Annotated in this window: 21 protein-coding genes and 1 riboswitch; of the genes, 8 read left to right on the top strand and 13 right to left on the bottom strand. The window is 67.2% G+C overall.

Going from position 1 to position 23,311, the window contains the following annotated elements; all coding sequences use genetic code 11:
• Positions 1–125: 125 nt before the first annotated feature.
• The 3 genes from DIE16_RS32050 to DIE16_RS32040 all read right to left on the bottom strand — a co-directional run bounded on the left by DIE16_RS32050 (position 126) and on the right by DIE16_RS32040 (position 2,027).
• Positions 126–404: an HU family DNA-binding protein gene (locus DIE16_RS32050; protein ID WP_124646624.1), complete on the bottom strand. Its 279-nt coding sequence runs from the start codon at positions 402–404 to the stop codon at positions 126–128.
• A 256-nt stretch (positions 405–660) separates the two neighbouring features.
• Positions 661–858: a hypothetical protein gene (locus tag DIE16_RS32045; protein WP_124646625.1), complete on the bottom strand. Its 198-nt coding sequence runs from the start codon at positions 856–858 to the stop codon at positions 661–663.
• Entirely contained in the window at positions 855–2,027 is a 1,173-nt protein-coding gene (locus tag DIE16_RS32040) for an integrase family protein (RefSeq protein ID WP_185643564.1), read from the bottom strand. The genes DIE16_RS32045 and DIE16_RS32040 overlap by 4 nt, the downstream gene beginning before the upstream one ends.
• 300 nt (positions 2,028–2,327) lie before the next feature.
• On the opposite strand from DIE16_RS32040, the gene msrB reads away from it, so the two are divergent.
• The 4 genes from msrB to DIE16_RS32020 all read left to right on the top strand — a co-directional run bounded on the left by msrB (position 2,328) and on the right by DIE16_RS32020 (position 6,935).
• The gene (gene msrB / locus DIE16_RS32035; RefSeq protein ID WP_124523624.1) at positions 2,328–2,858 is read left to right on the top strand and encodes a peptide-methionine (R)-S-oxide reductase MsrB; all 531 of its coding nucleotides are present in this window, start codon (positions 2,328–2,330) and stop codon (positions 2,856–2,858) included.
• 37 nt (positions 2,859–2,895) lie between these two features.
• Positions 2,896–4,767, top strand: coding sequence for a cytochrome c biogenesis protein DipZ (locus DIE16_RS32030; RefSeq protein ID WP_124646627.1), 1,872 nt, complete (start codon positions 2,896–2,898; stop codon positions 4,765–4,767).
• Between the two features lie 81 nt (positions 4,768–4,848).
• Positions 4,849–5,592, top strand: a complete 744-nt coding sequence (gene msrA / locus DIE16_RS32025) for a peptide-methionine (S)-S-oxide reductase MsrA (protein ID WP_124523620.1) — start codon at positions 4,849–4,851, stop codon at positions 5,590–5,592.
• Positions 5,593–5,813: 221 nt separating this feature from the next.
• Positions 5,814–6,935: an aromatic ring-hydroxylating dioxygenase subunit alpha gene (locus tag DIE16_RS32020; RefSeq protein WP_124523193.1), complete on the top strand. Its 1,122-nt coding sequence runs from the start codon at positions 5,814–5,816 to the stop codon at positions 6,933–6,935.
• 65 nt (positions 6,936–7,000) lie between these two features.
• Here DIE16_RS32020 and hydA read toward each other — a convergent pair whose 3' ends face one another.
• The 5 genes from hydA to DIE16_RS31995 all read right to left on the bottom strand — a co-directional run bounded on the left by hydA (position 7,001) and on the right by DIE16_RS31995 (position 14,250).
• Complete coding sequence (gene hydA, locus DIE16_RS32015; protein ID WP_124488511.1) at positions 7,001–8,458, bottom strand: dihydropyrimidinase; 1,458 nt, start codon at positions 8,456–8,458, stop codon at positions 7,001–7,003.
• 46 nt (positions 8,459–8,504) lie between these two features.
• Positions 8,505–10,013: an NCS1 family nucleobase:cation symporter-1 gene (locus DIE16_RS32010; protein WP_124523616.1), complete on the bottom strand. Its 1,509-nt coding sequence runs from the start codon at positions 10,011–10,013 to the stop codon at positions 8,505–8,507.
• Between the two features lie 99 nt (positions 10,014–10,112).
• Positions 10,113–11,429 carry an NAD-dependent dihydropyrimidine dehydrogenase subunit PreA gene (gene preA / locus DIE16_RS32005; protein ID WP_124488510.1) on the bottom strand — a complete coding sequence of 439 codons (1,317 nt, stop codon included), beginning with the start codon at positions 11,427–11,429 and terminating at the stop codon, positions 10,113–10,115.
• Positions 11,430–11,502: 73 nt separating this feature from the next.
• Positions 11,503–12,840 (bottom strand): NAD(P)-dependent oxidoreductase, encoded by a 1,338-nt coding sequence (locus DIE16_RS32000; protein WP_124523614.1) that lies wholly within the window; start codon positions 12,838–12,840, stop codon positions 11,503–11,505.
• A 129-nt stretch (positions 12,841–12,969) separates the two neighbouring features.
• On the bottom strand, positions 12,970–14,250 hold the full coding sequence (locus DIE16_RS31995; RefSeq protein WP_124646628.1) for a Zn-dependent hydrolase: 1,281 nt from the start codon (positions 14,248–14,250) through the stop codon (positions 12,970–12,972).
• A 25-nt stretch (positions 14,251–14,275) separates the two neighbouring features.
• On the opposite strand from DIE16_RS31995, the gene DIE16_RS36835 reads away from it, so the two are divergent.
• Positions 14,276–14,482: a hypothetical protein gene (locus DIE16_RS36835; protein ID WP_185735541.1), complete on the top strand. Its 207-nt coding sequence runs from the start codon at positions 14,276–14,278 to the stop codon at positions 14,480–14,482.
• 131 nt (positions 14,483–14,613) lie between these two features.
• The gene (locus tag DIE16_RS31985; protein ID WP_124488508.1) at positions 14,614–15,312 is read left to right on the top strand and encodes a TetR/AcrR family transcriptional regulator; all 699 of its coding nucleotides are present in this window, start codon (positions 14,614–14,616) and stop codon (positions 15,310–15,312) included.
• Positions 15,313–15,347: 35 nt separating this feature from the next.
• Here DIE16_RS31985 and betA read toward each other — a convergent pair whose 3' ends face one another.
• The 5 genes from betA to DIE16_RS37350 all read right to left on the bottom strand — a co-directional run bounded on the left by betA (position 15,348) and on the right by DIE16_RS37350 (position 21,448).
• Positions 15,348–17,033, bottom strand: coding sequence for a choline dehydrogenase (gene betA / locus DIE16_RS31980; RefSeq protein ID WP_124571969.1), 1,686 nt, complete (start codon positions 17,031–17,033; stop codon positions 15,348–15,350).
• Between the two features lie 40 nt (positions 17,034–17,073).
• Positions 17,074–18,579, bottom strand: coding sequence for a cytosine permease (locus tag DIE16_RS31975; RefSeq protein ID WP_221622576.1), 1,506 nt, complete (start codon positions 18,577–18,579; stop codon positions 17,074–17,076).
• Positions 18,580–18,739: 160 nt separating this feature from the next.
• Entirely contained in the window at positions 18,740–20,248 is a 1,509-nt protein-coding gene (locus DIE16_RS31970; RefSeq protein ID WP_124646629.1) for an aldehyde dehydrogenase, read from the bottom strand.
• Positions 20,249–20,361: 113 nt separating this feature from the next.
• On the bottom strand, positions 20,362–21,339 hold the full coding sequence (speB, locus tag DIE16_RS31965; protein ID WP_124488504.1) for an agmatinase: 978 nt from the start codon (positions 21,337–21,339) through the stop codon (positions 20,362–20,364).
• On the bottom strand, positions 21,320–21,448 hold the full coding sequence (locus DIE16_RS37350) for a hypothetical protein (RefSeq protein WP_260427325.1): 129 nt from the start codon (positions 21,446–21,448) through the stop codon (positions 21,320–21,322). The genes speB and DIE16_RS37350 overlap by 20 nt, the downstream gene beginning before the upstream one ends.
• A gap of 50 nt (positions 21,449–21,498) precedes the next feature.
• Here DIE16_RS37350 and DIE16_RS31960 point away from each other — a divergent pair, with 50 nt between their 5' ends.
• Together DIE16_RS31960 and gcvH are read left to right on the top strand one after the other, a co-directional pair.
• Positions 21,499–22,422 carry a LysR family transcriptional regulator gene (locus DIE16_RS31960; protein WP_059534474.1) on the top strand — a complete coding sequence of 308 codons (924 nt, stop codon included), beginning with the start codon at positions 21,499–21,501 and terminating at the stop codon, positions 22,420–22,422.
• Positions 22,423–22,614: 192 nt separating this feature from the next.
• Positions 22,615–22,701, top strand: a riboswitch (glycine riboswitch).
• Positions 22,702–22,930: 229 nt separating this feature from the next.
• Positions 22,931–23,305 carry a glycine cleavage system protein GcvH gene (gcvH, locus tag DIE16_RS31955; RefSeq protein ID WP_124488503.1) on the top strand — a complete coding sequence of 125 codons (375 nt, stop codon included), beginning with the start codon at positions 22,931–22,933 and terminating at the stop codon, positions 23,303–23,305.
• Positions 23,306–23,311: the final 6 nt, after the last annotated feature.

Genomic DNA, 23,311 nt, shown 5'->3' with positions numbered 1-23,311 from the left:
CCGCGCCCGCGTCATTGACAACTCGGTGATCCGGCGCGACGTCACTATCTGATGGCCGATCAACCGCAATAGTGCAGACGTCTGCATGCTCCAAGCGGTAGGCTTGCCAACTGGGGAGCCAGCACTCAAGACGCGTTCACGGCTTCTTTAAACGCCCTCCCGGCACTGAACTTCACCGTCGTCGCTGCAGCAATTGCTATCTCAGCGCCCGTCGTTGGATTTCTACCTGTCCGTGCTGCACGTTGCCCTTGCGAGAACGAGCCAAATCCGACGAGTTGCACGCTGCCGCCGTCGCTGACAACACGCGTGATTACGTCCAGTACGGCCTGGATCGCCTCGCCGGCGGCAGCCTTGCTCAGGCCAGTGTCGGCTGCGACAGCATCAATGAGTTCCTGCTTGTTCATGAGTCAACCTCGTTCGATGAAGGCGCCGTCTACCCTACCGCATCGAGCGACACCGGGGCAACTCATCGCAGCAATCGAAACGCCGGTGCACTTGCATCATCGACGGGACGAGCGCGGCGCTCACCGTCCTTGCGCACAAAGGCTCAGGATAGTCGTCCGACTCTCAGGCGATGATTTGGCCCCATATATTGTAACCCTGATAAGTCGTATCAGGGTTACATCTTCCTCCTTCCCTCTGCGGAGATGCCCTCTCCGATTAGGGCGAGAACAGAAAACGTACGTTTTCCGTACCCGTGCCAACTAGTACCGACAGGCGGTCACCCCATCGCCGCCAAGCGTCGCGCATCTGCGCGTCATAATCGAACTGCAGATAGATCCGATCAAGCGGATCGTTTCGTGCGTGGTTCAGACATCGATGCACGATGCTTTCCGGAATGCCCAGCGATTGCATCATCGTTGCGCACGTCCGACGCAAGTCGTGACATTTCCATTGCCCCCCGGGACAGTGAGCGCATCGGTTGCCCTCGTGCGACCCTCGGTCGGCGCATCCTTTGGGCGTTGCCGATTACGGATAGCCCCGCAGGTCGTATGGATGCTGACGTGCGGCAGCTTACCCTTTTCCGACGGGAACACATAATCGCGCCGTGCGTCGCCCTCCGGCACGCCGGCGCGCACGACCTGCTGCGCCGCAAACTGCGCGAGGACGAAATCGGAAAGGTGAATTGTGATCGCCGTGTTCGACTTCGTGTGTTCCTTTGGGATGGTCCACGTCCGTGCCTTGAAGTCAAGATCGGTCCATCGCGTCAGGACTGTTTCGCCGACGCGCGTTCCGCAAGCGAGCATCACCCATACCGCTGACGCAATGGAGCATGGAAGCCGAGCGGCCGGAATCAGTTCACCGAGCATGCAGATTTCGTCGTCCGTAAGCGTCCGATCGCGTTCGTTGCCACGCACCGGATCGTAATCGCCTGAAACAACATCCTCTTTTGCAAGCGCAAGCACATCGCAATCGATCAACAAGCGCTTCCACGGCTGATTACGCTCGCCCCATCGAATCATTTGTTGGATGGTTATCAGCATCTCGACCGCTTGGCGGTTGTATCCCACATCGGAAATCGCGGTAAGCAGCGGCAGTACGTTCGACGCAAACACGCCTGCGATCCGGTGAGCACGAAGAGTCGGCAGCACATGCTTTTCCATCGCAGCTCGAAGCGACTTACCGCCATCCTTTCGGCCTTTCTTGCCGCGCTTCTTGTTGACCGTCGCGAACCACGCATCGAATAAGTCGCCGAATGTGAGGTCCGCCGTCACCGCTTGTTCAACCTTGGCCTGGCGTTCACGCTTCTTCGCTTCGAGGTAGTCCACGCCGTCGCGCGCGTGTGAACGAATCGTCGCAGCCGCTGCGCGCGCATCCTCTAGCGATAACTGCGCATCGGTCGTCGAGCGCGCCCACGTCTTGCCGAGCGGCTTATCGCATTGCTTGCCATTGATACTGACGCGAACAAACCAAGATTTCCCGCCGGCCGGCCCCACGCGCAGGAACAGTCCACGCCCATCCGACAGGAAATACCGCTTTCCGGTCGCCTTCGCAGCTTCGATTTGCCTGACCGTCAATGCCCCCATGATCGCCCTCCATCGATATCGTGATCCGATCGGCCCGCGCATCCTCAGCAGAGCCTACCCCACGCCACGAACACTAAAAAGACACTAAAAAGTTGCGGCTCGTGCGGGATTTCCGCGGAATTGGGCGGACCACCGATTCCCCGCAAACCCTTATCCGACGCGGCTCAGACGGATTTCGTCGGACTTGGCCGGATCACCCGGAAAATAATCACGATTCATTTAACTTTCCGTGAGGACTTCGACACCGCCCGCCACCTACTCTGTGCGCATGTTTTCAGGACCTGCTTCCAGGAGCCCATCATGCCCACCCGCAGACATCTGCTGTTCGCCGGCGCGACCGGCCTTGCGGCACTCGCGGCGCTGTCGTCGACGGGCCGCCGTGCGCTGGTCGGCCGTGCGTTCGCCGCGCCGCCCGCCGCCGGACCGACGGCCGCCCCGTTCGAGATCACCCGCAGCGACGCCGAATGGCACCGCCGCCTCACGCCCGCCCAATACACGGTGCTGCGCGACGCCGGCACCGAGCCGCCGTACAGCAGCCCGCTGAACGGAGAGCACCGCCACGGCACGTTCGCGTGCGCCGGCTGCGACCTCGCGCTGTTCTCGTCGGACACCAAGTTCGACAGCCACACCGGCTGGCCGAGCTTCTGGAAGCCGCTCGACCACGCGGTCGCGACCGCGCTCGATCCGTCGTACGGGATGTCGCGCACCGAAGTGCACTGCCGCCGCTGCGGCGGCCATCTCGGCCACGTGTTCGACGACGGCCCGCCGCCCACCGGCCTGCGCTACTGCATGAACGGGCTCGCGCTCGCCTTCCACCCGGCCGCCGCCTGACGGGCCGCCGCCTTCCTGAACGACCGGAGACCGCTCCATGCTGCTCATCGTCCTCGCCTATCTCGGCGGCGTGCTCACGATCCTGAGCCCGTGCATCCTGCCCGTGCTGCCGTTCGTGTTCGCGCGCGCCGACCAGCCGTTCGTGCGTTCCGGCCTGCCGCTGCTGATCGGCATGGCGCTCACGTTCGCCGTCGTCGCGACGCTCGCCGCCGTCGGCGGCGGCTGGGTCGCGCAGGCCAACCAGGCCGGCCGCTGGCTCGCCATCGTGCTCCTCGCGGTGTTCGGCCTGACGCTGCTGCTGCCGCGCTTCGCCGAGCACCTGACGCGCCCGCTCGTCGCGGCCGGCAACCGCCTCACCGGGTTCGCGCAGCGTGACGGCCGCCCGGCCGGCCCCGCGTCGTCGCTGCTGCTCGGCGTCGCAACCGGCCTGCTGTGGGCGCCGTGCGCGGGTCCGATCCTCGGGCTCGTGCTGACCGGCGCCGCGCTGCGCGGCGCGAGCGTCGGCACGACGCTGCTGCTGGTTGCGTATGCGGCCGGCGCGGTGACGTCGCTCGGCGTCGCGCTCGTGATCGGCGGCAAGGTGTTCGCCGCGATGAAGCGCTCGCTCGGCGCCGGCGAATGGATCAAGCGCGGGATCGGCGCGGCGCTGCTGGCCGGCGTCGGCGCGATCGCGCTCGGCCTCGACACGGGGGCGCTCGCGCAGTTGTCGACCGTCACGACGGGCGGCCTCGAGACGAAGCTCGTCGACCGGCTCGGCGGCCGCTCGCATGGCGCGCCGGCGGCGACGTCCGCGACCAGCGATACCGCCGGCGGCAACGGTGCCGCGCCCGCCAGCGCGATGATGGCCGCGACGTCCGGTGATGCACCGGCGGCCGGCGCCGCGATGATGCGCACCGCCGGCACGACCCCGGCGCCGCAGGCACCGGCCGCGCTGCCCGTCGAAGGCACACTGCCGTCGCTCGACGGCGCCGTGCAGTGGCTGAATTCGCCGCCGCTGAGCGCGGCCGGCCTGCGCGGCAAGGTCGTGCTCGTCGATTTCTGGACGTATTCGTGCATCAACTGCCTGCGCACGCTGCCGTACACGACCGCCTGGGCGCGCAAGTACGCGCCGTACGGCCTCGTCGTGATCGGCGTGCACGCGCCGGAGTTCGCGTTCGAGCGCGACATCGGCAACGTGAAGAAGGCCGTGCACGACCTGGGCATCGACTACCCGGTCGCGATCGACAACGGCTATGCGATCTGGCGCGCGTTCGGCAACGAATACTGGCCCGCGCACTACTTCGTCGACGCGCAAGGGCGGATCCGCCACCACCACTTCGGCGAAGGCGAATACGCGCAGTCGGAACGCGCGATCCAGTCGCTGCTCGCCGAAGCAGGTCACCCGGAAGCGCTGAACGTGCCGCTCGGGCTCGCCGGCGCACCCGCGAAGGGCGCGCTCGCGGCGGCCGACAGCGCGGACGTCCGCTCGCCCGAAACCTACGTCGGCTATGCGCGCGCGGACGACTTCACGTCGCCGGGCGGTGTCGTGCGCGACGCGGCACACCGTTACGACGCGCCCGCGCATCCCGACCTGAACGACTGGGGCCTCGCCGGCACATGGCAAGTCGGCGCCGAGCGCGCGACGCTCGCCGCACCGGTCGGCCGGATCGTCTACCGCTTCCATGCGCGCGACCTGCACCTCGTGCTCGGCCCGGGCGCGAACGGCAGGCCGGTGCGCTTTCGCGTGACGCTCGACGGCGCGGCGCCCGGCGCGGCACACGGCACGGACGTCGACGCGCAGGGCTACGGCACCGTCACCGGCCAGCGCCTGTACCAGCTCGTCCGGCAACCGGGCGCGATCGCCGACCGCACGTTCTCGATCGAGTTTCTCGATGCCGGCGTCGATGCCTATGCGTTTACGTTCGGCTGAACGCGCACGCAGTGGCGGACGCCGTCACGCGCGCCGCCTGCCGTCCACCTCATTCCGTCCCGCATTTCGAAGGAGCAACTCATGATTCCGACATCCACTCGCGATTCCGCACCGCGGCGGCGGGCGGCCATGCTGCGCCGCATCGGCGCGATCGCCATCGCGGCCGCCGCCGTGTTCGGCTACCAGCGCGTCGTCAGTTCCGCGGAACCGATGCGCTCCGTGCCCGCGCCGACGCTCGACGAAACCCCGGGCGCCTCCCACGAGGAAACGGCCGTGCTCGCCGGCGGCTGCTTCTGGGGCGTGCAGGGCGTGTTCGAGCACGTGAAGGGCGTGAAGCAGGTCACGGCCGGCTACGCGGGCGGCGCCTCCGAAACCGCGCACTACGCGCTGGTCGGCAGCGGGCTGACGGGCCATGCGGAATCGGTGCGCATCGTCTACGACCCGACGCAGGTCACCTACGGCCGGTTGCTGCAGGTGTTCTTCTCGGTCGCGCACGACCCGACCGAACTCAACCGTCAGGGGCCCGACGAAGGGCCGCAATACCGCTCCGCGATCTTCCCGACCACCGCGCAGCAGCGCGCGGTCGCGACCGCCTACATCGCGCAGCTGGGCACCGCGCACACGTTCCCGGCGCCCGTCGTCACGCGCGTCGAGCCGTACAAGGGCTTCTATCCGGCGGAGGCGTATCACCAGAACTACCTCGAGCTGCATCCCGACGCGCCGTACATCGCGTTCAACGACCTGCCGAAGGTCGCCGGGCTGAAGCAGCGCTTTCCGGCGCTGTACCGCGCCGACGCGGTGCTGTGGCGCGACGCCGGCCTGTGAGGGACCGCCGGCGCCGCGGCGGCCGGTGTGCGCGCTGACCCGGCCGGCCCGCGCCGCCGCCCGCGTTTGCGCTGCGTCAACGAAACGCATGCTGTCCGGGCCGGGCAAACCCGCATCGGGTCAGCTTCGCGGGCAAACTTCGCGTAGACTTCTCCAGATCAGTCCCCCGCCGCGCACCGCGCGGCGCTCGGAACTCTCCAGCCAGCCAGGAGGCGTCACGCATGCGCGCAGTGCCTTTGTCTGACAGCAGTGCTCTCGAAGAACCGTCCAGTGGCTCGGTCGTGCGCGACCTGCGCCGCGTGCCCATCCATCCCGATCACTGGTATCCGCTCGCGTGGTCGCGCGAACTCAAGCGCGGCAAGACGCTCGGCGTGCGCTTCGCCGGCGATCCGATCGTGCTCGTGCGCACCGAATCCGGCGCCGTCTACGCGCTCGAAGATCGTTGCGCGCACCGCCAGGTGCCGCTGCATGCGGGCGTCGTGAGCGGCGAAACGCTGCGCTGCTGCTACCACGGCTGGACCTACGCGTGCGACAGCGGCCGCTGTGTCGACGTGCCGTACCTCGGCCGCGAGCGCCTGCCCAACGGCGTGCGCGCGTATCCGTGCCGCGAGGCGCACGGGCTGATCTTCGTGTTCCCCGGCGATGCGACGCTCGCGGACGAACGCCCGTTCCCCGCGCTGGAATCGGCGGACGATCCCGCGTACAAGACGCGCCGCTTCGGCCGCGAGGTCAAGTGCCACTACTCGTTCATGCACGAGAACCTGATGGACATGAACCATCAGTTCCTGCATCGCAAGCAGATGGGACAGATGCGCGCACGCAGCGTCGGCCGCCGGCGCGGCGACGACTGGGTCGAGGTCGACTACACGTTCGCACGCATGGAAGGCAAGCAGCCGGTCGGCGAGGCGCTCGTGTTCGGCGCCAGCAAGAAACCGACCGACCAGGCCGACAAGAGCGTGATGACGGTGCGCACGGGCTACCCGTACCAGACGCTGCAGATCCGCTCGAGCGAAGGCACGCTCGTGATGGACCTGTGGATCGTCTACGTGCCGCTCGACGCGGAACAGCGCACCAACCGCACGTTCGGACTGCTGTCGATCCACAAGCCGGGCATTCCGTTCGCGCTCGATCTCGCGTGGCCGCTGCTGGTCTGGTTCACCGAGCGGATCTTCCGCGAGGATCGCTGGATCGTCGAGCGCGAGCAGGAAGCGCACGACCGGCAAGGCGCCGACTGGAACCACGAGGTGTTTCCGGTCATCAACGAACTGCGTGACCTGCTGCGCCAGTGCGGCGCGCGCACCGTGATTCCGATCCGCGAGGCAAACACGGGCGACGCGCGCTGACTGCGCAGCGCGCGTGCCCGTTTCGAACCCGTTGCGAACCGGCCTCGCGCCGGTTTCGTGCGCGTTCAGCCGGCGCGCTCGACCGGATGCGGCTCGCGCAGCCGGTTCGCGATGCGCGCGGCCTCGTAGTAGCCGGCCGCGGGCGGCCGCTTCAGGTAACGGCCCGCACCGCGCACCGCACGCAGCTCGCCGTCGGCCCACGCGAGCGCGCCGCGCGTGAGCGTGTGGGTCGCGACGCCCTGCACCGTCATCCCTTCGAACACGTTGAAGTCGACCTGCTGGTGATGGGTCTTCACCGAGATCGTCTTCGTCGCGGCCGGGTCCCATACGACCAGGTCCGCATCGGCGCCGACCTGCACCGCCCCCTTGCGCGGATACAGGTTGAAGATCTGCGCGGCGTTCGTCGACGTGATCCGCACGAACTCGTTCGGCGTGATGCGGCCTTGATTCACGCCGTGATGCCACAGCACCGACATGCGGTCCTCGACGCCGCCGCAGCCGTTCGGGATCTTCGTGAAGTCCTCGCGGCCCATCGCCTTCTGCGACGCGCAGAACACGCAGTGATCGGTCGCCGTCGTCTGCAGCTGCCCGGCCTGCAGCCCGCGCCACAGCGCTTCGCGATGCGCGGCCGAGCGGAACGGCGGGCTCATCACGTGCGCGGCCGCACGCGTCCAGTCCGGGTCGCGATACACGGCCTCGTCGATCACCAGATGGCCCGGCAGCACTTCGCCGAACACGCGCAGCCCCTCGCTGCGCGCGCGCGTGATCGCATCGACCGCGTCCTTCGACGACACGTGCACGATATACACCGGCACGCCGAGCACCTGCGCGATGCGGATCGCACGGTTCGCGGCCTCGCCTTCGACCTCCGGCGGGCGCGACAGCGGATGCGCCTCCGGCCCCGTCATCCCGCGCGCGAGCAGCGCCTTCTGCAACTGGAACACGAGCTCGCCGTTCTCCGCGTGCACGGTCGGCAGCGCACCGAGTTCGAGCGAGCGCGAGAAGCTGTTCACGAGCACCTCGTCGTCGGCCATGATCGCGTTCTTGTACGCCATGAAGTGCTTGAAGCTCGACACGCCGTGCTCGCGCACGAGCGTGCCCATGTCGCGGTGCACCGATTCGTCCCACCACGTGACGGCCACGTGGAAGCCGTAGTCGGCGGCCGCCTTCTCGGCCCAGCCGCGCCATTCGTGAAACGCGTCCATCAGCGGCTGCTTCGGGCTCGGGATCACGAAGTCGATGATGCTCGTCGTGCCGCCCGAGAGCCCCGCGGCCGTACCCGAATAGAAATCGTCGCTGGCCGTCGTGCCCATGAACGGCAGTTCCATGTGCGTATGCGGATCGATGCCGCCCGGCATCACGTACTGGTCGTGCGCATCGACCACCGTCGCGCCGGCCGGCGCGTCGATCGTCTCGGCGATCTGCAGGATCGTGCCGCCGTCCTGCGGGTCGGCACACAGTACGTCCGCGCGATAGGTGCGGTCCGCATCGACCACGGTGCCGCCGCGAATCAGGATTGCCATGTCGTTGCCTCCTCGTTGACTGTCGGGTGCCGCATGCGTTCGCGCATCACGCGTTCGCGATCTGCGCGCGCTGCGCCGCACGCCACTTCATCCAGGTGCCGTACACGCCGGACGCCAGCACGAGGCCGACGAACCACGCATACGTGTAAAGCGTGTTGAAGAACGCCGGCACGTTCGGAAACGACGCCGGGAATGCGGTGTGCAGGAAGCCGGGCAGGTTCGGCAGCACGCCGACGGCGAGCGCCGCCAGTGCGGCCGGGTTCCAGCCGCGCGCATAGCTGAAGTCGCCGCGCTCGTCGAACAGCGCGCGCGTGTCGAGCCGCGTGCCGCGAATCAGGAAGTAGTCGACCATCAGGATGCCCGCGACCGGCCCGAGCAGCGCCGAATAGCCGACGAGCCAGGTGAAGATGTAGCCGTCCGTCGTCGCGAGGATCTTCCACGGCATCATCACGATCGCGATCGTCGCGGTGATCATCCCGCCGGCGCGATACGAGATCGCCTTCGGCCACAGGCTCGAGAAATCGTATGCGGGGCCGACGAGGTTCGCCGCGAGGTTGCAGCACATCGTGTCGAGCGTGAGGATCACGAGCGCGATGCCCACGCCGATGCCGGTCATCCGGCTCGTCAGGTCGATCGGATCCCAGATCGCGTTGCCGTAGATCACGACGGTGGCCGACGTCACGACGACCGACACCACCGACAGCAGCGCCATCGGCAGCGGCAGCCCGATCGACTGCCCGATCATCTGGTCGCGCTGCGAATGCGCGAAGCGCGTGAAGTCGGGAATGTTCAACGCGAGCGTCGCCCAGAAGCCGACCATCGCGGTCAGGCCCGGCCAGAACGTCGCCCAGAACAGCCCGGCCTTCTTGCCGCCCGCGACGAACTGCGACGGCGCCGACAGCATCGAGCCGACGCCGCCCGCCTGCGACGTCGCCCACCACACGAGCGCGACGCACATCACGACCTTGATCGGCGCGGACCAGCTTTCGAGCCAGCGGATCGAATCGGTGCCGTGCAGGATGAAGTACAGCTGCAGCGCCCAGAACACGATGAAGCACGCGAGCTGCCCGAGCGAGATGCCGACGAGCGGCAGCGCGGCGCCGTGCAGCGCGTTGCCGGTCAGGATGTTCAGCAGCGTGTAGATCGCGCTGCCGCCGAGCCAGGTCTGGATGCCGTACCAGCCGCACGCGACGATCGCGCGCAACAGCGCGGGCAGCTTCGCGCCCTGCGTGCCGAACGACGCACGCACGAGCACCGCGTACGGAATCCCGTGCTTCGCACCCGCATGACCGATCAACAGCATCGGCACGAGCACGATCAGGTTGCCGAGCAGCACCGTCAGCACCGCCTGCCACGGCGACATGCCTTCCTGGATCAGCCCGGCCGCGAGCATGTACGACGCGATGTTCATCACCATCCCGACCCACAGCGCCGCGAAGTGATACCAGCGCCACGTGCGCTGCGCCGCCGTCGTCGGCGCGAGGTCGTCGTTGTACAGGCTGCCGGCCGGCGCCGCGGCGCTGTCGGGTTCGGCGGGAATCGCTGCTGGTTTCATCGAATGCGCTCCACGTAAACGTCGACGCCGGCATCGTGCGATGCCGGCAGAACAGGACACAAGCGGCAGCGCGGGCGATACCGCGCCGCCGGACGTCGGTCAGGCCGCCTTCGCGTGCTTCTCGTGTTTCGCGGGTTCCGCCGGGCTCGCACCCGCATCAGCCCGCGCCGGGTTGTTCGGATGCGTGGTCCAGTTCGCGTAGTCGCCCGCATCGACCCGCTCCATCGTGATGCATTGCTCGACCGGACACACATGCATGCAAAGATTGCACCCGACGCACGCCGCGTCCACCACTTCGAAATGCCGCACGCCGTCCTTCAATGCGGTGATCGCCTGGTGCGACGTGTCCTCGCATGCGATATGGCACAGCCCGCACTGGATGCAGCGGTCCTGGTCGATGCGCGCCTTGATGTCGTACTTCAGGTTCAGGTATTTCCAGTCGGTGACGTTCGGCACCGCGCGGCCGCGTATGTCGTCGAGCGTCGCGTAGCCCTTCTCGTCCATCCAGTTCGACAGCCCGTCGACGAGATCCGACACGATCCGGAATCCGTAATGCATCGCGGCGGTGCACACCTGCACGCTGCCGGCGCCGAGCACCATGAACTCGGCCGCGTCGCGCCACGACGAAATCCCGCCGATGCCGGAGATCGGCAGGTTGGGCGTCTCCGGGTCGCGCGCGATCTCGGCGACCATGTTCAGCGCGATCGGCTTGACCGCCGGGCCGCAATAGCCGCCGTGCGTGCCCTTGCCGTCGACGGTCGGCATCGGCGCCATCTGGTCGAGGTCCACCGCGACGATCGAGTTGATCGTGTTGATCAGCGACACGCCGTCCGCGCCGCCCTTGTACGCGGCGCGCGAGCCCATCCGGATGTCGCTGATGTTCGGCGTGAGCTTCACGAGACACGGCAGCTTCGTGCCTTCCTTGACCCAGCGCGTGACCATCTCGACGTATTCCGGCACCTGGCCGACCGCCGCACCCATCCCGCGCTCGCTCATCCCGTGCGGGCAGCCGAAGTTCAGCTCGACCGCATCGGCGCCCGTATCCTCGACGAGCGGCAGGATCCATTTCCAGTCGCGCTCGTTGCACGGCACCATCAGCGACACGATCAGCGCGCGGTCGGGCCAGTCGCGCTTCACCTGCGCGATCTCCTTCAGGTTCACGTCGAGCGGCCGGTCGGTGATCAGCTCGATGTTGTTCAGCCCGGCGATCCGCTGGCCGTTCCACTGCACCGCGCCGTAGCGCGAGCTGACGTTGACGACGTGCGGATCGAGCCCGAGCGTCTTCCACACGACGCCGCCCCAGCCCGCCTCGAATGCGCGGTTGACGTTGTATGCCTTGTCGGTCGGCGGCGCGGAGGCCAGCCAGAACGGATTCGGCGAAGTGATGCCTGCGATGGTGCAGCGAAGGTCGGCCATGTTCGGCTCCGTGTCGGTGAGAGCGTTTATCGTGGTGCGCGCGGGGTCCGCGGTGCAGGTGCGTATCGCGCGCTCACGCGGCCCGGGCGTCGCGCTGCGCGAGCGCCGCGTCGATCGCGGCCGCCGCGCGCTTGCCGTCCTGCACGGCCTGCACCGTCAGGTCGATGCCGCCCGTCGCCGCGCAATCGCCGCCGGCCCACACGTCGGGCAAGGCCGTGCGCCCGTCCGCGTCGACCGCGATGCGCGACCCGTCCTCGGTCAGCAGCGTGGCCGCGACACCGTCCGGCACCAGCGTCTGGCCGATCGCCTTCAGCACCATGTCCGCGTCGACGGTGAAGCGCTCACCCGACGCGGCCTCGAATTCGACGCCCGTCACGTGCCCGTTCGCGCCCGCGATGCGCACCGGTTTTGCGTGCGTGACGAGCGTGACGCCGCACTTCTGCGCGAATTCGCGTTCGGCCCAGGTCGCGCTCATCGCGTCCGCGCCGCGCCGGTACACCATCGTCACGCGCTGCGCGCCGAGCTTGCGGCTCTGCACGGACGCGTCGATCGCCGTATTGCCGCCGCCGATCACGACCACGCGCCGCCCGACCGGCACGTTCTCCAGCGCGTCGGCCTGGCGCACCTGCTCGATGAAGTCAACCGCGTTCATCACGCCGGTCAATTGCTCGCCGTCGATCGCGAGCGTGCGCACGCCGCCGAGGCCCATCGCGAGAAACACCGCGTCGTGCCGCTCGCGCAGTGCGTCGAGCGTCACGTCGCGGCCGAGCGCGACGCCCGTCTCCAGCGCGATGCCGCCGACCGACAGCAACCACTCGACTTCGCGCTGCGCGAAATCGTCGACGGTCTTGTACGCGGCGATCCCGTATTCGTTCAGGCCGCCCGCCTTCGGTCGCGCATCGAACAGCGTGACGCGATGCCCGGCGAGCGCGAGCCGGTGCGCGCACGCGAGCCCGGCCGGCCCCGCGCCGACCACCGCGACGTGCCGCCCCGTATCGGGCGCACGCGTGAAGCGCACCGCGCCGCTCGCCATCGCCCAGTCGGTCGCGTGGCGCTGCAGCGCGCCGATCGCGACCGGCTGCGCATCCTGGTGATTGCGCACGCACGCGCCTTCGCACAGGATCTCGGTCGGGCACACGCGTGCGCACATCCCGCCGAGCGGATTCGCGGACAGGATGTCGGTCGCGGCGCCCTTCAGGTTGCCGTTGCCGATCTTGCGGATGAAGCCCGGGATGTCGATCTGCGTCGGGCAGGCCTGCACGCACGGCGCGTCGTAGCAGTAGTGGCAGCGGCTCGCGGCGGCCGCGGCGGCAGTCGGATCGAGCAGCGGCGCGATATCGGCGAATTCGCACGAGAGTTGCGTGGACGACAGGCGATGCGCGGCGATATCGCCGGTTGGCTGGGTGGTCATACGCGTTCCTTCGACTGGGTGGAGACAAAGCCGTCCCCGCCGGCTGCGAATGCACAGTCGGGGCGGTCATGCTTTGGAATGCCAATGTCACGCAGTGCGCAGCCTGCCGGCCGCGCTATATCCCGTCCGTCATGAAGCCGGCTCGCAGGCACGCGACAGCATCGCGTGCAGCAGCACGTTCGCGCCGGCCTCGATCCACGCAGGCGTCGCGTCCTCGATCTCGTTGTGGCTGATGCCGTCGACGCAGGGTACGAACACCATCGACGTCGGCGCCACCTGCGCCAGGTAGCACGCATCGTGCCCCGCACCCGACACGATGTCGCGATGCGAGTAGCCGAAGCGCTCGGCCGCGTCGCGCACGGCCGCCACGCAGGCCGGATCGAACGCGACGGGCTCGTAGTAGAAAATCTGCTCGAGCTCGGTTTCGAGCCCGATGTCGCCCGCGATGCGCGCGACGCCGTCGCGCAGCGCGGCGTCCATCTTCGCGAGCACGGCGTCGTCCGGATGACGGAAATCGACGGTGAAGAACACGCGGCCCGGGATCACGTTGCGCGAGTTCGGGTGAACCTGCATCATCCCGACCGTCGCGCAGCCGAACGGCGCGTGATCGAGGCCGATCCGGTTGACGAGGTCCACCACGCGCGACGCCCCGAGCAGCGCGTCGCGGCGGCGTGGCATCGGCGTCGGCCCCGCGTGCGCTTCCTGGCCGGTGAACGTGATCTCGTACCAGCGCTGCCCCTGCGCGTCCGTCACGACGCCGATCGTCTTGCACTCGGCCTCGAGAATCGGCCCCTGCTCGATATGCAGCTCGAACGCCGCGTGCAGCTTGCGGCCGCCGCACGGCACGTCGCCCGCGTAGCCGATGCGTGCGAGCTCCTCGCCGATCGTCTTGCCGTCGACGTCCTTGCGCGACAGCCCGTACTCGAGCGTAAACACGCCGGCGAACACGCCCGACGCCACCATCGCCGGCGCGAAGCGCGAGCCTTCCTCGTTGGTCCAGATCACGACCTCGACCGGGTGTTCGGTCTCGATGCCGCGATCGTTCAGAGTGCGAATCACTTCGAGACCGCCGAGCACGCCGTAGATGCCGTCGAAGCGGCCGCCCGTCGGCTGCGAGTCCGCGTGCGACCCGGTGACGACCGGCGCCGCGTCGGCCACGCGGCCCGCGCGGCGCATGAACACGTTGCCCATCGTATCGACCGTCACCGCGCAGCCGGCGGCTTTCGCCCAGCCGACGATCAGGTCGCGGCCGGCCTTGTCGAGATCGGTCAGCGCGAGGCGGCAGACGCCGCCTTTCGGCGTGGCGCCGATCTTCGCGACCTCCATCAGGCTGTCCCACAACCGCCTGCCGTCGACCTTGATCGACGTGTCGAATCCTGCCCGCTTCACTGTTTCCGATACCGTGTCCATTCGTATCGCTCCTGTGGGGTCGGTCATGCCGTCATCCCGGCCCATGCCGGTGCGCGCATTGCAGCCGTCGGGGCAAACCCGCACCTGCGAGGTGCAGATGCGCATCGTTCGCGCGATTCGTCCGATCAAACGGCGTCAGGGTTGGCACTACGTTCCGCCGCCCGTCGAATCCTGTCCGATTGGACAGGTTTTAGACGATCAAAATGCGCAGCGCAATGTCTTTCTTGCGTGAATCGATCGAGCGAGAAACGTGCCACCGCATCGCAGCACCGCGCACGCGCCGATGTGTTCGCGCGTGCGTTCGATGCGAACCAGCGGCTAGAATGAAGCCCAACGCGGCATGCATGCCGCGCGAGGGCAACGATGAGACATGACCAGGCGGCCGCCGACACCATCGGCGACGACGAAACGGGCACGCCTTTGCGGCGACGCAAGGCACACATCCGCGAGTCCAACGAAGCGCATCTGCTGGCGTGCGCGGAAGCCGTGTTCGCGGAGCGCGGGCTCGACGGCGCGAGCACCGCGATGATCGCGGAGCGCGCGGGCCTGCCGAAGGCGAACCTGCATTACTACTTCCCGACGAAGCTTGCGCTGTACCGCCGTGTGCTCGACGACCTGTTCGAAGACTGGCACCGCGCGGCCGGATCGTTCGAGACCGGCGACGATCCGGTCGAAGCGATCGCCAGCTACGTGCGCGCGAAGATGGATCTGTCGCGACGGCGCCCGCTCGGCTCGAAGGTCTGGGCGAACGAGATCATCCACGGCGCCGCTCACATGCAGGACATCCTGTCGGAGCGCGTGAAGCCGTGGTTCGACACGCGCGTGAAGGTGATCGAAGGCTGGATCGCGCGCGGCCTGCTCGCGCCGATCGATCCGCACGCGTTGATGTACCTGATCTGGGCGACCACCCAGCACTATGCGGATTTCGATGCGCAGATCCGCGCGCTGAGCGGCAAGCGTGCGCTCACGCAGAAGGCTTTCGCCGAGACGACCGAAGAGGTCGTGCAGCTCGTGATCCGCGCGTGCGGCGCGGTGTCGCCGGAGGCGGCGCGCGATCGGTGACGTGACCGCCGAACGCGCGCCGCCGTGCGCCGCGCTTAAGCGGCCACCTTGCGCTTGGGAACGCCCGTGCGCTGCTGCGCTTCCCAGTTCTCGACGAAGCCGACCGACGCATCGGACGGCGCGAGCGTCTTCCGCCCGCGCACCAGATCGGCCGCCCGCTCGGCCAGCATGATGGTCGGCGCGTTCAGGTTCCCGTTCGGCTCGGTCGGAAACACCGACGAATCGATGACGCGCAGGCCCTGAACGCCGCGCACGCGCAATTCCGAATCCACCACGGCCATCGCGTCCTCGCCCATCCGGCACGAGCCGCACGGATGCATCGTGCTTTCCATGTTGGCACGCACGAACGCATCGATCTCGTCGTCCGTCGTCACGTCCGGGCCGGGTGCCAGCTCCACGCCGCGGAAGCGATCCATGGCCGGCTGCCCGACGATCTCGCGCGTGAGGCGCACGCAGCGACGGAACCCCTCGCGATCTTCCTCGCGGTCGAGATAGTTGAACCGGATCTCCGGATGCTCGTACGGATCGGCGGAGCGAACCCGAACGTGCCCGCGGCTCTTGGGCTTGTTCGGCCCCGTGAGCACCATGAAGCCGTGCCCCTTGTACGGCTTGTCGCCGTCGTAACGCATCGCCGCCGGCAGGAAGTGGAACTGGATGTCGGGCCAGCGCAGCCCTGCTTCGGAACGGATGAACCCGCCTGCCTCGAAATGGTTGCTGGCACCCAACCCGTCCTTGAACAGCAGCCAGCGCAGGCCGATCATCGCCTTGCCGAGCAGCCCCATCTTGCCGTTGAGCGACACCGGCTCCTTGCACTCGTACTGAATGTAGATTTCCGAGTGATCCTGAAGATTCTCGCCGACGCCCGGCAGGTCGTGCACGACCTCGATCCCTGCCTTGCTCAACACGTCGGCCGGCCCGATCCCCGAGCGCTGCAGCAGATGCGGCGAGCCGATCGGCCCCGACGACACCAGCACTTCGCGCGTGCAGCGTACCGTGTGCTGGACGCCGCCCTGCTCGTAGACCACGCCGACCGCGCGCTTGCCTTCCATCACGATCCGGCGCGTCATCGCATGGGTGAGAACGGTCAGGTTGGGTCGCTGCATCGCCGGGCGCAGGTACGCGTTCGCGGTCGACCACCGAACGCCGTTCTTGACCGTCATGTGCATCGCGCCGAACCCTTCCTGCATGTAGCCGTTGCAATCGTCGGTCTTGATGTAGCCGGCCTCGGCCCCCGCTTCCACCCATGCGCCGTACAGCGGGTTCTGCATGTTGTTGCCGTTGTTGGTGCTCAGCGGGCCGTCCGCGCCGCGATATTCGTCGCCGCCGAACTTGTAGCTCTCGGCCTTGCGGAAATACGGCAGGCAGTTGCGGTATCCCCAGTCGCGCGCGCCGAGCGATTCCCATTCGTCGAAATCGCACGCATGCCCGCGAATGTAGACCAGGCCGTTGATCGACGACGAGCCGCCGAGCACCTTGCCGCGCGGGCAATGCAGGCGGCGTCCGTCCAGGTTCCGTTCCGGCGCCGTCTCGTAGTGCCAGTTGAACCGCTTCGTGTTCATCGGCATCGAGAACGCGCTCGGCATCTGGATGATCACGCTGCGATCGCTTCCGCCGTACTCCAGAACCAGCACGCTGACGTTCGAATCCTCGGTCAGGCGGTTCGCCAGCACGCATCCCGCCGACCCGGCGCCCACAATGATGTAGTCGTAGTATTTAGTCATCTTGATTATCCTGCTCGATGAATGATCCTGGCGTGCCGGGTCAGCCGCGCTTTTTCTCGCCGGTGGTGAACTCCGGCATGTGCGCTTCGATGTGCGCGATTTCCGCTTCCTCGCGCCGCAGGTCGAGCGACCGGCACAGCACGTAGTACGCGAGCGCCGAGACGATCAGCCCCACGAGCCAGGCCAGGTCGACACTGCCCATCGCCTTCGCGAGCGGGCCGACATAGACCTCGCGGTCGCCGTCGAAGATGCAGAAGAACGGCACCATCGACACGAACCCGATCAGGTACGAAAGCAGGCCGCGTCCGCCCCAGTTCCCGTACAGGCTGTCGCGCGGGCGAAAGAAATGCGGCACCGCGTAACGCCCCTTGCGCACGAAGAAGTAGTCGGTCAGGTTGACTGCCGTCCACGGCACCAGGAAATACAGCATCACCACCAGATAGATGTTGAGCACCGACAGGCCGGAACCGGACGCGTAGATGCGCATCGCGACGCCGAACTGCAGCAGCACGACGAAGACGATCGCCGCGATCCGTGCCTTCGCGGTCGGCTCCACCTTCCGGAACGAGTCCACGCTGGTGATGGCCGTCAGCTTCGCGCTGTAGATGTTCATCGCGATCACCGGCAGGAACGCGACGATCGTGATGGCCACGACCGCCGTGCCCAGCTGCGGCGCGATTCCGGCACCCACGCCGTGGAGCGCGACGAGCACATCGGTCGCATGCAGGTGCGCACCGAGCCATCCGCCCACCGCGATCATCCACGCGCCGGACAGCGATGCCCCGACGAACACCGCGGCGATCAGCCTGCCGCTCGGCGTGTTCTTCGGCAGGTAGCGCGAATAGTCCGACACGTACGGCGCATACGCGATGTTGTAGCTGGCCGCCGCCGCGAACTGCGCGATGAAGCCGGTCCAGTTGAAGCCCAGCTTCGCGACCGGCGCACCGGCCGCCGCCGGCGCGTCATGGATCCAGCCGGCCAGCACCGCCAGCGTCACGAGGCCGTAAAGCGGCAGCGAAAGATACAACGACCATTTGAACGTCCGGTGCATCCAGTCGTGTCCGAGGATCGCGAGGATCGTGGCCGGCACCGTCACGACCAGCGCGACCTGCAGCGGATCCCAATGGAACAGCGTCCTGAGGCCCTGCATCATCAATACCAGGTTGACGATGTTGAAGCCCGCGAAGACGAACAACGTCGCCAGCAGCACGAGCACGACGCCGCGATAACCGAACTGCGCGCGCGACTGGATCATCTGCGGCAAGCCGAGATGCGGTCCCTGCGAGCCGTGGAACGCCATGAACAGCGTGCCGAACATGATGCCGAGCGTGCCCGAGACGGTGGTCCAGAACGAATCGAGACCGACGCTCGGCCCGACGAAGCCGATCGTCATCGTGAAGAACGTGAAGTTCCCGACGAACCAGAACGGCCCCTGGCTGGCCAGCCGGTCGGTACGCTCGCTTTCCGGGACGAAGTCGATCGAGTGCGCCTCGATGGCACCGTGGTCGCCGCGCGGCGCCTTCAATACGTTTGTTTCTGCCTGCATGTCGTACCCCATGATCGCAAAGGGCTAAGCAGAGCGAATTCCCCGGACCGGTCCGGACGAACGGGTCGAGAAGATTTCGCATCGGAATCAGGCCGCCTTCGGCCGGCTGCAGGCTTTTGCCGTGCATGCCGGCCGAAGGCGGCACATCACGTGCAACCGGTCAGGGAAGCGTGATGCAGACTGACTTGGTCTCCATCAGATAGTCGAGCTGTTCCGGCCCGAGGTCCTTGCCGAACCCGGACGTCTTGAACCCGCCGAACGGCAGCGCCGGATCGATGGTGCTGTGCGCATTCACATAGACCGTGCCCGCCTGCAACCGCGGAATCAGGCCGTGCACGCGGCCCAGGTCGTTCGAGTAGATCGCGGCGGCCAGGCCGAACGACGAATCGTTCGCGAGCGCCACGGCCTCGTCGAGCGTGTCGAACGGCGCGGTCACGAGCACCGGGCCGAAGATTTCCTCGCGGACGATCCGCATGTCGGGACGGCAATGCGCGAAGATCGTCGGTTCGACGAAGTGCCCCGGGCCCGCATGGGCGCGGCCGCCGTAGTAGCATTCGGCGCCTTCCCGGATGCCGGATTCGATGTACGACAGGACCGTGTCCTTTTGCCTGGCCGACACGAGCGGGCTGATGAAGCAATCGCGATCCAGCCCGGGGGCGATCTTCAACGTCGCCGTGTAGTCGGCGAGCGCCGCGAGGAAACGGTCATGGATGTCGCGGTGGATGTAGGCCCGCGTGCCCGCGTCGCACACCTGGCCGGAGTTGAAGAACACGCCGTTGGCCACGGCCTGCGCGGCGGCATCGATATCGGCGTCGTCCAGCACGATGACCGGGGATTTCCCGCCGAGTTCGAGCGTCACGCGCTTGATGTGCCGCACCGCGTTCTGCCCGACGTCGCGCCCGACCGGCGTCGAACCCGTGAAGGTCAGCTTGTCGATGCCCGGGTGGCTCGCCATCGCGGCGCCGATCACGCTGCCGCGACCGGTCACGATGTTGACCACCCCGTCCGGAATGCCGGCTTCCTGCACCAGTTCGGCAAAGCGCAGCGTCGACAGCGACGTGAGTTCGGCCGGCTTCACGACCGTCGTGCAGCCGACCGCCAGCGCGGCCGCCAGCTTCCAGGCCATGGTCTGCAGCGGATAGTTCCACGGCACGATCGCGCCCACGACACCGATCGGCTCCTTGCGCGTATAAGCCAGATAGTTGCCCGGCAGCGACGGCTCGACCGTGCGGCCGTGCAGCTTGGATGCCCAGCCGGCGAAATAGCGGAACGTATCGACCGTGCCCTGGATATCGATCGCGCGGGCCTGCGCGACGGACTTGCCCATGTCGATCGACTCGATCTCCGCGAGTTCGTCCGCGTGCGCCTCGATCAGGTCAGCCAGCCGGTGCAGCAGCCGCTCGCGCTCCAGCGGCTTGAGGCGGCGCCATTCGCCGTGATCGAACTGGTGGCGGGCGGCGGCGACGGCACGGTCGAGATCGGCCGGCGTCGCGAACGGAATCTGCGTGATGACGCCCTCGGTCGACGGCTCGGTGACGGCGCTGAACTGGCCGTCGCTGCCGTCCACCCACGCGCCGCCGATGAACATCTTCATCGGCCTGGCGAGAAAGTTGCGGGTCGCCTGGGAAACATCGTGACGATCGAGATATTGCGCGACTACGGCATCCATGTTGATCTTCCTTGATAGCCTGCCCGGCGCCTCTCGGCGAGGTCCCCCGGGCCGTACGGTAGTGACTTCGGGCGTCCCGCGAGACGTCGCGCCCGATTCCTGATATGAATGTCTCAGCGGGCGCGGGCCAGGCTGCGCGCGTGGAAAATGAAACCGATGCTGTTCATCAGCAGTTGCGCGGCCAGGATCGAGGTCGTGCCGGTCGGATCGTAAGCCGGCGCCACTTCCACCAGGTCCATGCCGACGATGCTTCCGTGGCTGCGCTTCGCGAGCGCCTGGATGATCTCGAGCACTTCGTAGTACTGGAAACCGCCGTGGCTCGGCGTGCCGGTTCCCGGCGCGATCGACGGATCGAAGCCGTCGATGTCGATCGTGATGTAGTAGGCGCCGCGCTGCGGAATCTGCTCGAGCACGCCGTCGGTGCCGAGGCGCCGGACATCGCGCACGGACAGGATGTTGGAACCCGCGGCGCGGGCCGCGTCATAGTCGCTGCGGTTGGATGACGAGACGTTGCGGATGCCGAGCTGCGTCATGCCGGCGATATGGTCCATCTCGGAGGCCCGGCGCAACGGGTTGCCGTGTCCGTATCGCACGCCGTGGCGTTCGTCGACGAAGTCGAGGTGCGCATCGAAATGCACGATGTGAATCGGCCCGCGGCCTTCGAACGCCTTGATCACCGGCGCATGCACCGAATGATCGCCGCCGAGCACTACCGGCATCGCCCCGCCGGCGAGAATCTTGCGCACGGCCAGTTCGATGTTCGCGTTGCTCGTGGCCATGTCGGTGTGCACGATGTCCGCATCGCCGACGTCCACCATGCGAACCTGGTCCTCGGTCAGGTAGAGCACGTCGTCTTCGTGATCGTAGGCGCCCGCGTGCCCGAACGAAAACAGCGTCGACGCCTCGCGAATGCCGCGCGGGCCGAAGCGCGCGCCCGAGCGCCACTGGGTGCCCATGTCGTTGGGCGCACCCAGGATCGCGACGTCCGCGTCGATGTTCTCCCAGTCGAGACACACCGGCGCCTTCGCAAAGGTGCAGTGACCGACGAACGGCAGGTTGAGCCTGCCCTTTTCATAGCTGTTGTTCTGCATTGTCTCCGTCTCCATCTGTATGCGGATTCGTCTTCGGCGCACGGCCGTCCATGCGCTTGCCTTTGCGGTCACTATGGGCAAAAATTTTTTCCGGAAAAATAGCAGGCATCAGATGTCCATATCGGATATTCCGATGTGACGGACGGAGGAGAACGGAACGTGAAACAGCTGCAGGACATCGACCTGAAACTGCTCAGGATTTTCATGACCATCGTGAAATGCGGCGGTTTCTCCGCCGCGCAGGCCGCGCTGAACGTAAGCCAGTCGACCATCAGCGAGCAGATGACCAGCCTCGAAACGCGCCTCGGCGTCAAATTGTGCGAACGCGGCCGCAGCGGCTTTCGTCTGACGGAACACGGCGTCGCGACCTACGAATCCGCGCAGCGCCTCGCGCTCGCGGTGGAAGCGTTCTGCATGGACACACACGCGCTCAAGCAGCGCATCTCGGGCCGGCTTCATCTCGGCATCATCGACAACACGGTCACCGACACCGACAGCATCCTGCCGCTCGCGCTGCGCCGGTTCGTCTCGCGCGGTCACGACGTCCAGCTCGACATCTACATCGGCACGCCGGCCGAGCTCGAGGAGCGCGTGCTCGACGGGCGGCTTCACCTCGCGATCGGCCACTTCCCGCTCACCGTCGCCGGCCTGTCCTACACGCAGCTGTACGAGGAGCCCGACGGCCTCTACTGCAGCCGCTACCATCCGCTGTTCTCGACCGACGCCACCGGCGACGCGCTGATCGAGCGCGTCCGGCAAAGCCAGGTGGTCGCGCGCGCGTTCCTGCAGCAGCGCGACCTGCAATTGCTCGAGAGCGGCAGCGCGGCCGCGACCGTCGACAATGTCGAGGCACAGGCGATCCTGATCCTGACGGGCGCTTACATCGGCTTTCTGCCGCGGCACTACGCGAGACAGTGGGTCGACGCCGGCCAGATGCGCCAGCTCGCCGCGGAACAGCTCACGTCCGCGTGGCCGTTCTCGTCGATCACGCGCCGCGGCGCCGCGCAGCCGACCGTGCTTCGCGCGTTCCTCGACGACCTGATGGCCCAGTCGGGCAACCGCCCCCCGCCGGCGGACAGATAGTCGATATCGGATATTCATTTCGGTCTCCACCGAAGTATCGACCGGCCGCGATCGCCGCGCGGCCTTGCTCCGCCATGCCGCGCGCCGTTTTCGGCGCGCCTGCGCCGTGCCGCGGCATCTGCCTCGCCGCATGGGCGGTCGAATGGGGTGTTGACACCGCCGCGGGCGTGCGACTAGATTGTCGCCAGCTATCGGGATGTGTCAGGAGAGACCGCCGTCCGGCGGCGCCGAAGGGGAATCGCCCCAGAAACTCTCAGGCAAAAGGACTGACGCATCGATTAGCGCTCTGGAGAGTAGGCCTCTGGTCGTCGACCAAGCCTCGCCGAAGGAGAAGCGCCCCGCCGGGGCGCGCAATCTCTCAGGCAAACGGACAGAGGGGGCATCAGGCACGCAGCCTGGAATGCCCCGGTCTCGTCCGGATGCCGACTCGTCGGTCATCCTCCCGCCCGTGCACTTCCGGCTTGCGTGTGCCGCATCACTCAACGCAACCCTGTCAGGAAGAGAGCACATGAGCGAGGTCCGATACACCGAATCCCATGAATGGCTGCGCGTCGAAGACGACGGCAGCGCCACCGTCGGCATTACCGACCACGCGCAATCGCAGCTGGGCGATCTGGTTTATGTCGCACTGCCAAACGAAGGCGACGCCTTTGCCCAGTACGACGAGGCCGCCACCGTCGAATCGGTCAAGGCCGCCGGCGAGGTCAAGATGCCGGTCTCCGGCACCGTGCTGGAAGCGAACGCCGCCCTGGGCGACACGCCGAGCCTCGTCAACGATTCGGCGGAATGCGACGGCTGGTTCTTCAGGATGCGCATCGACAGCCCGGAGCAGCTGACCGGGTTGATGGATGCCGCCGCGTATCGCGCCTATATCGGCGAATGACGGAGA

The organism is Burkholderia sp. Bp9090 (assembly GCF_003857985.1).
Lineage (GTDB): Bacteria > Pseudomonadota > Gammaproteobacteria > Burkholderiales > Burkholderiaceae > Burkholderia.
Note: the sequence above shows the minus strand (reverse complement) of the source record. Positions and strands in the feature narration are given on the sequence as shown.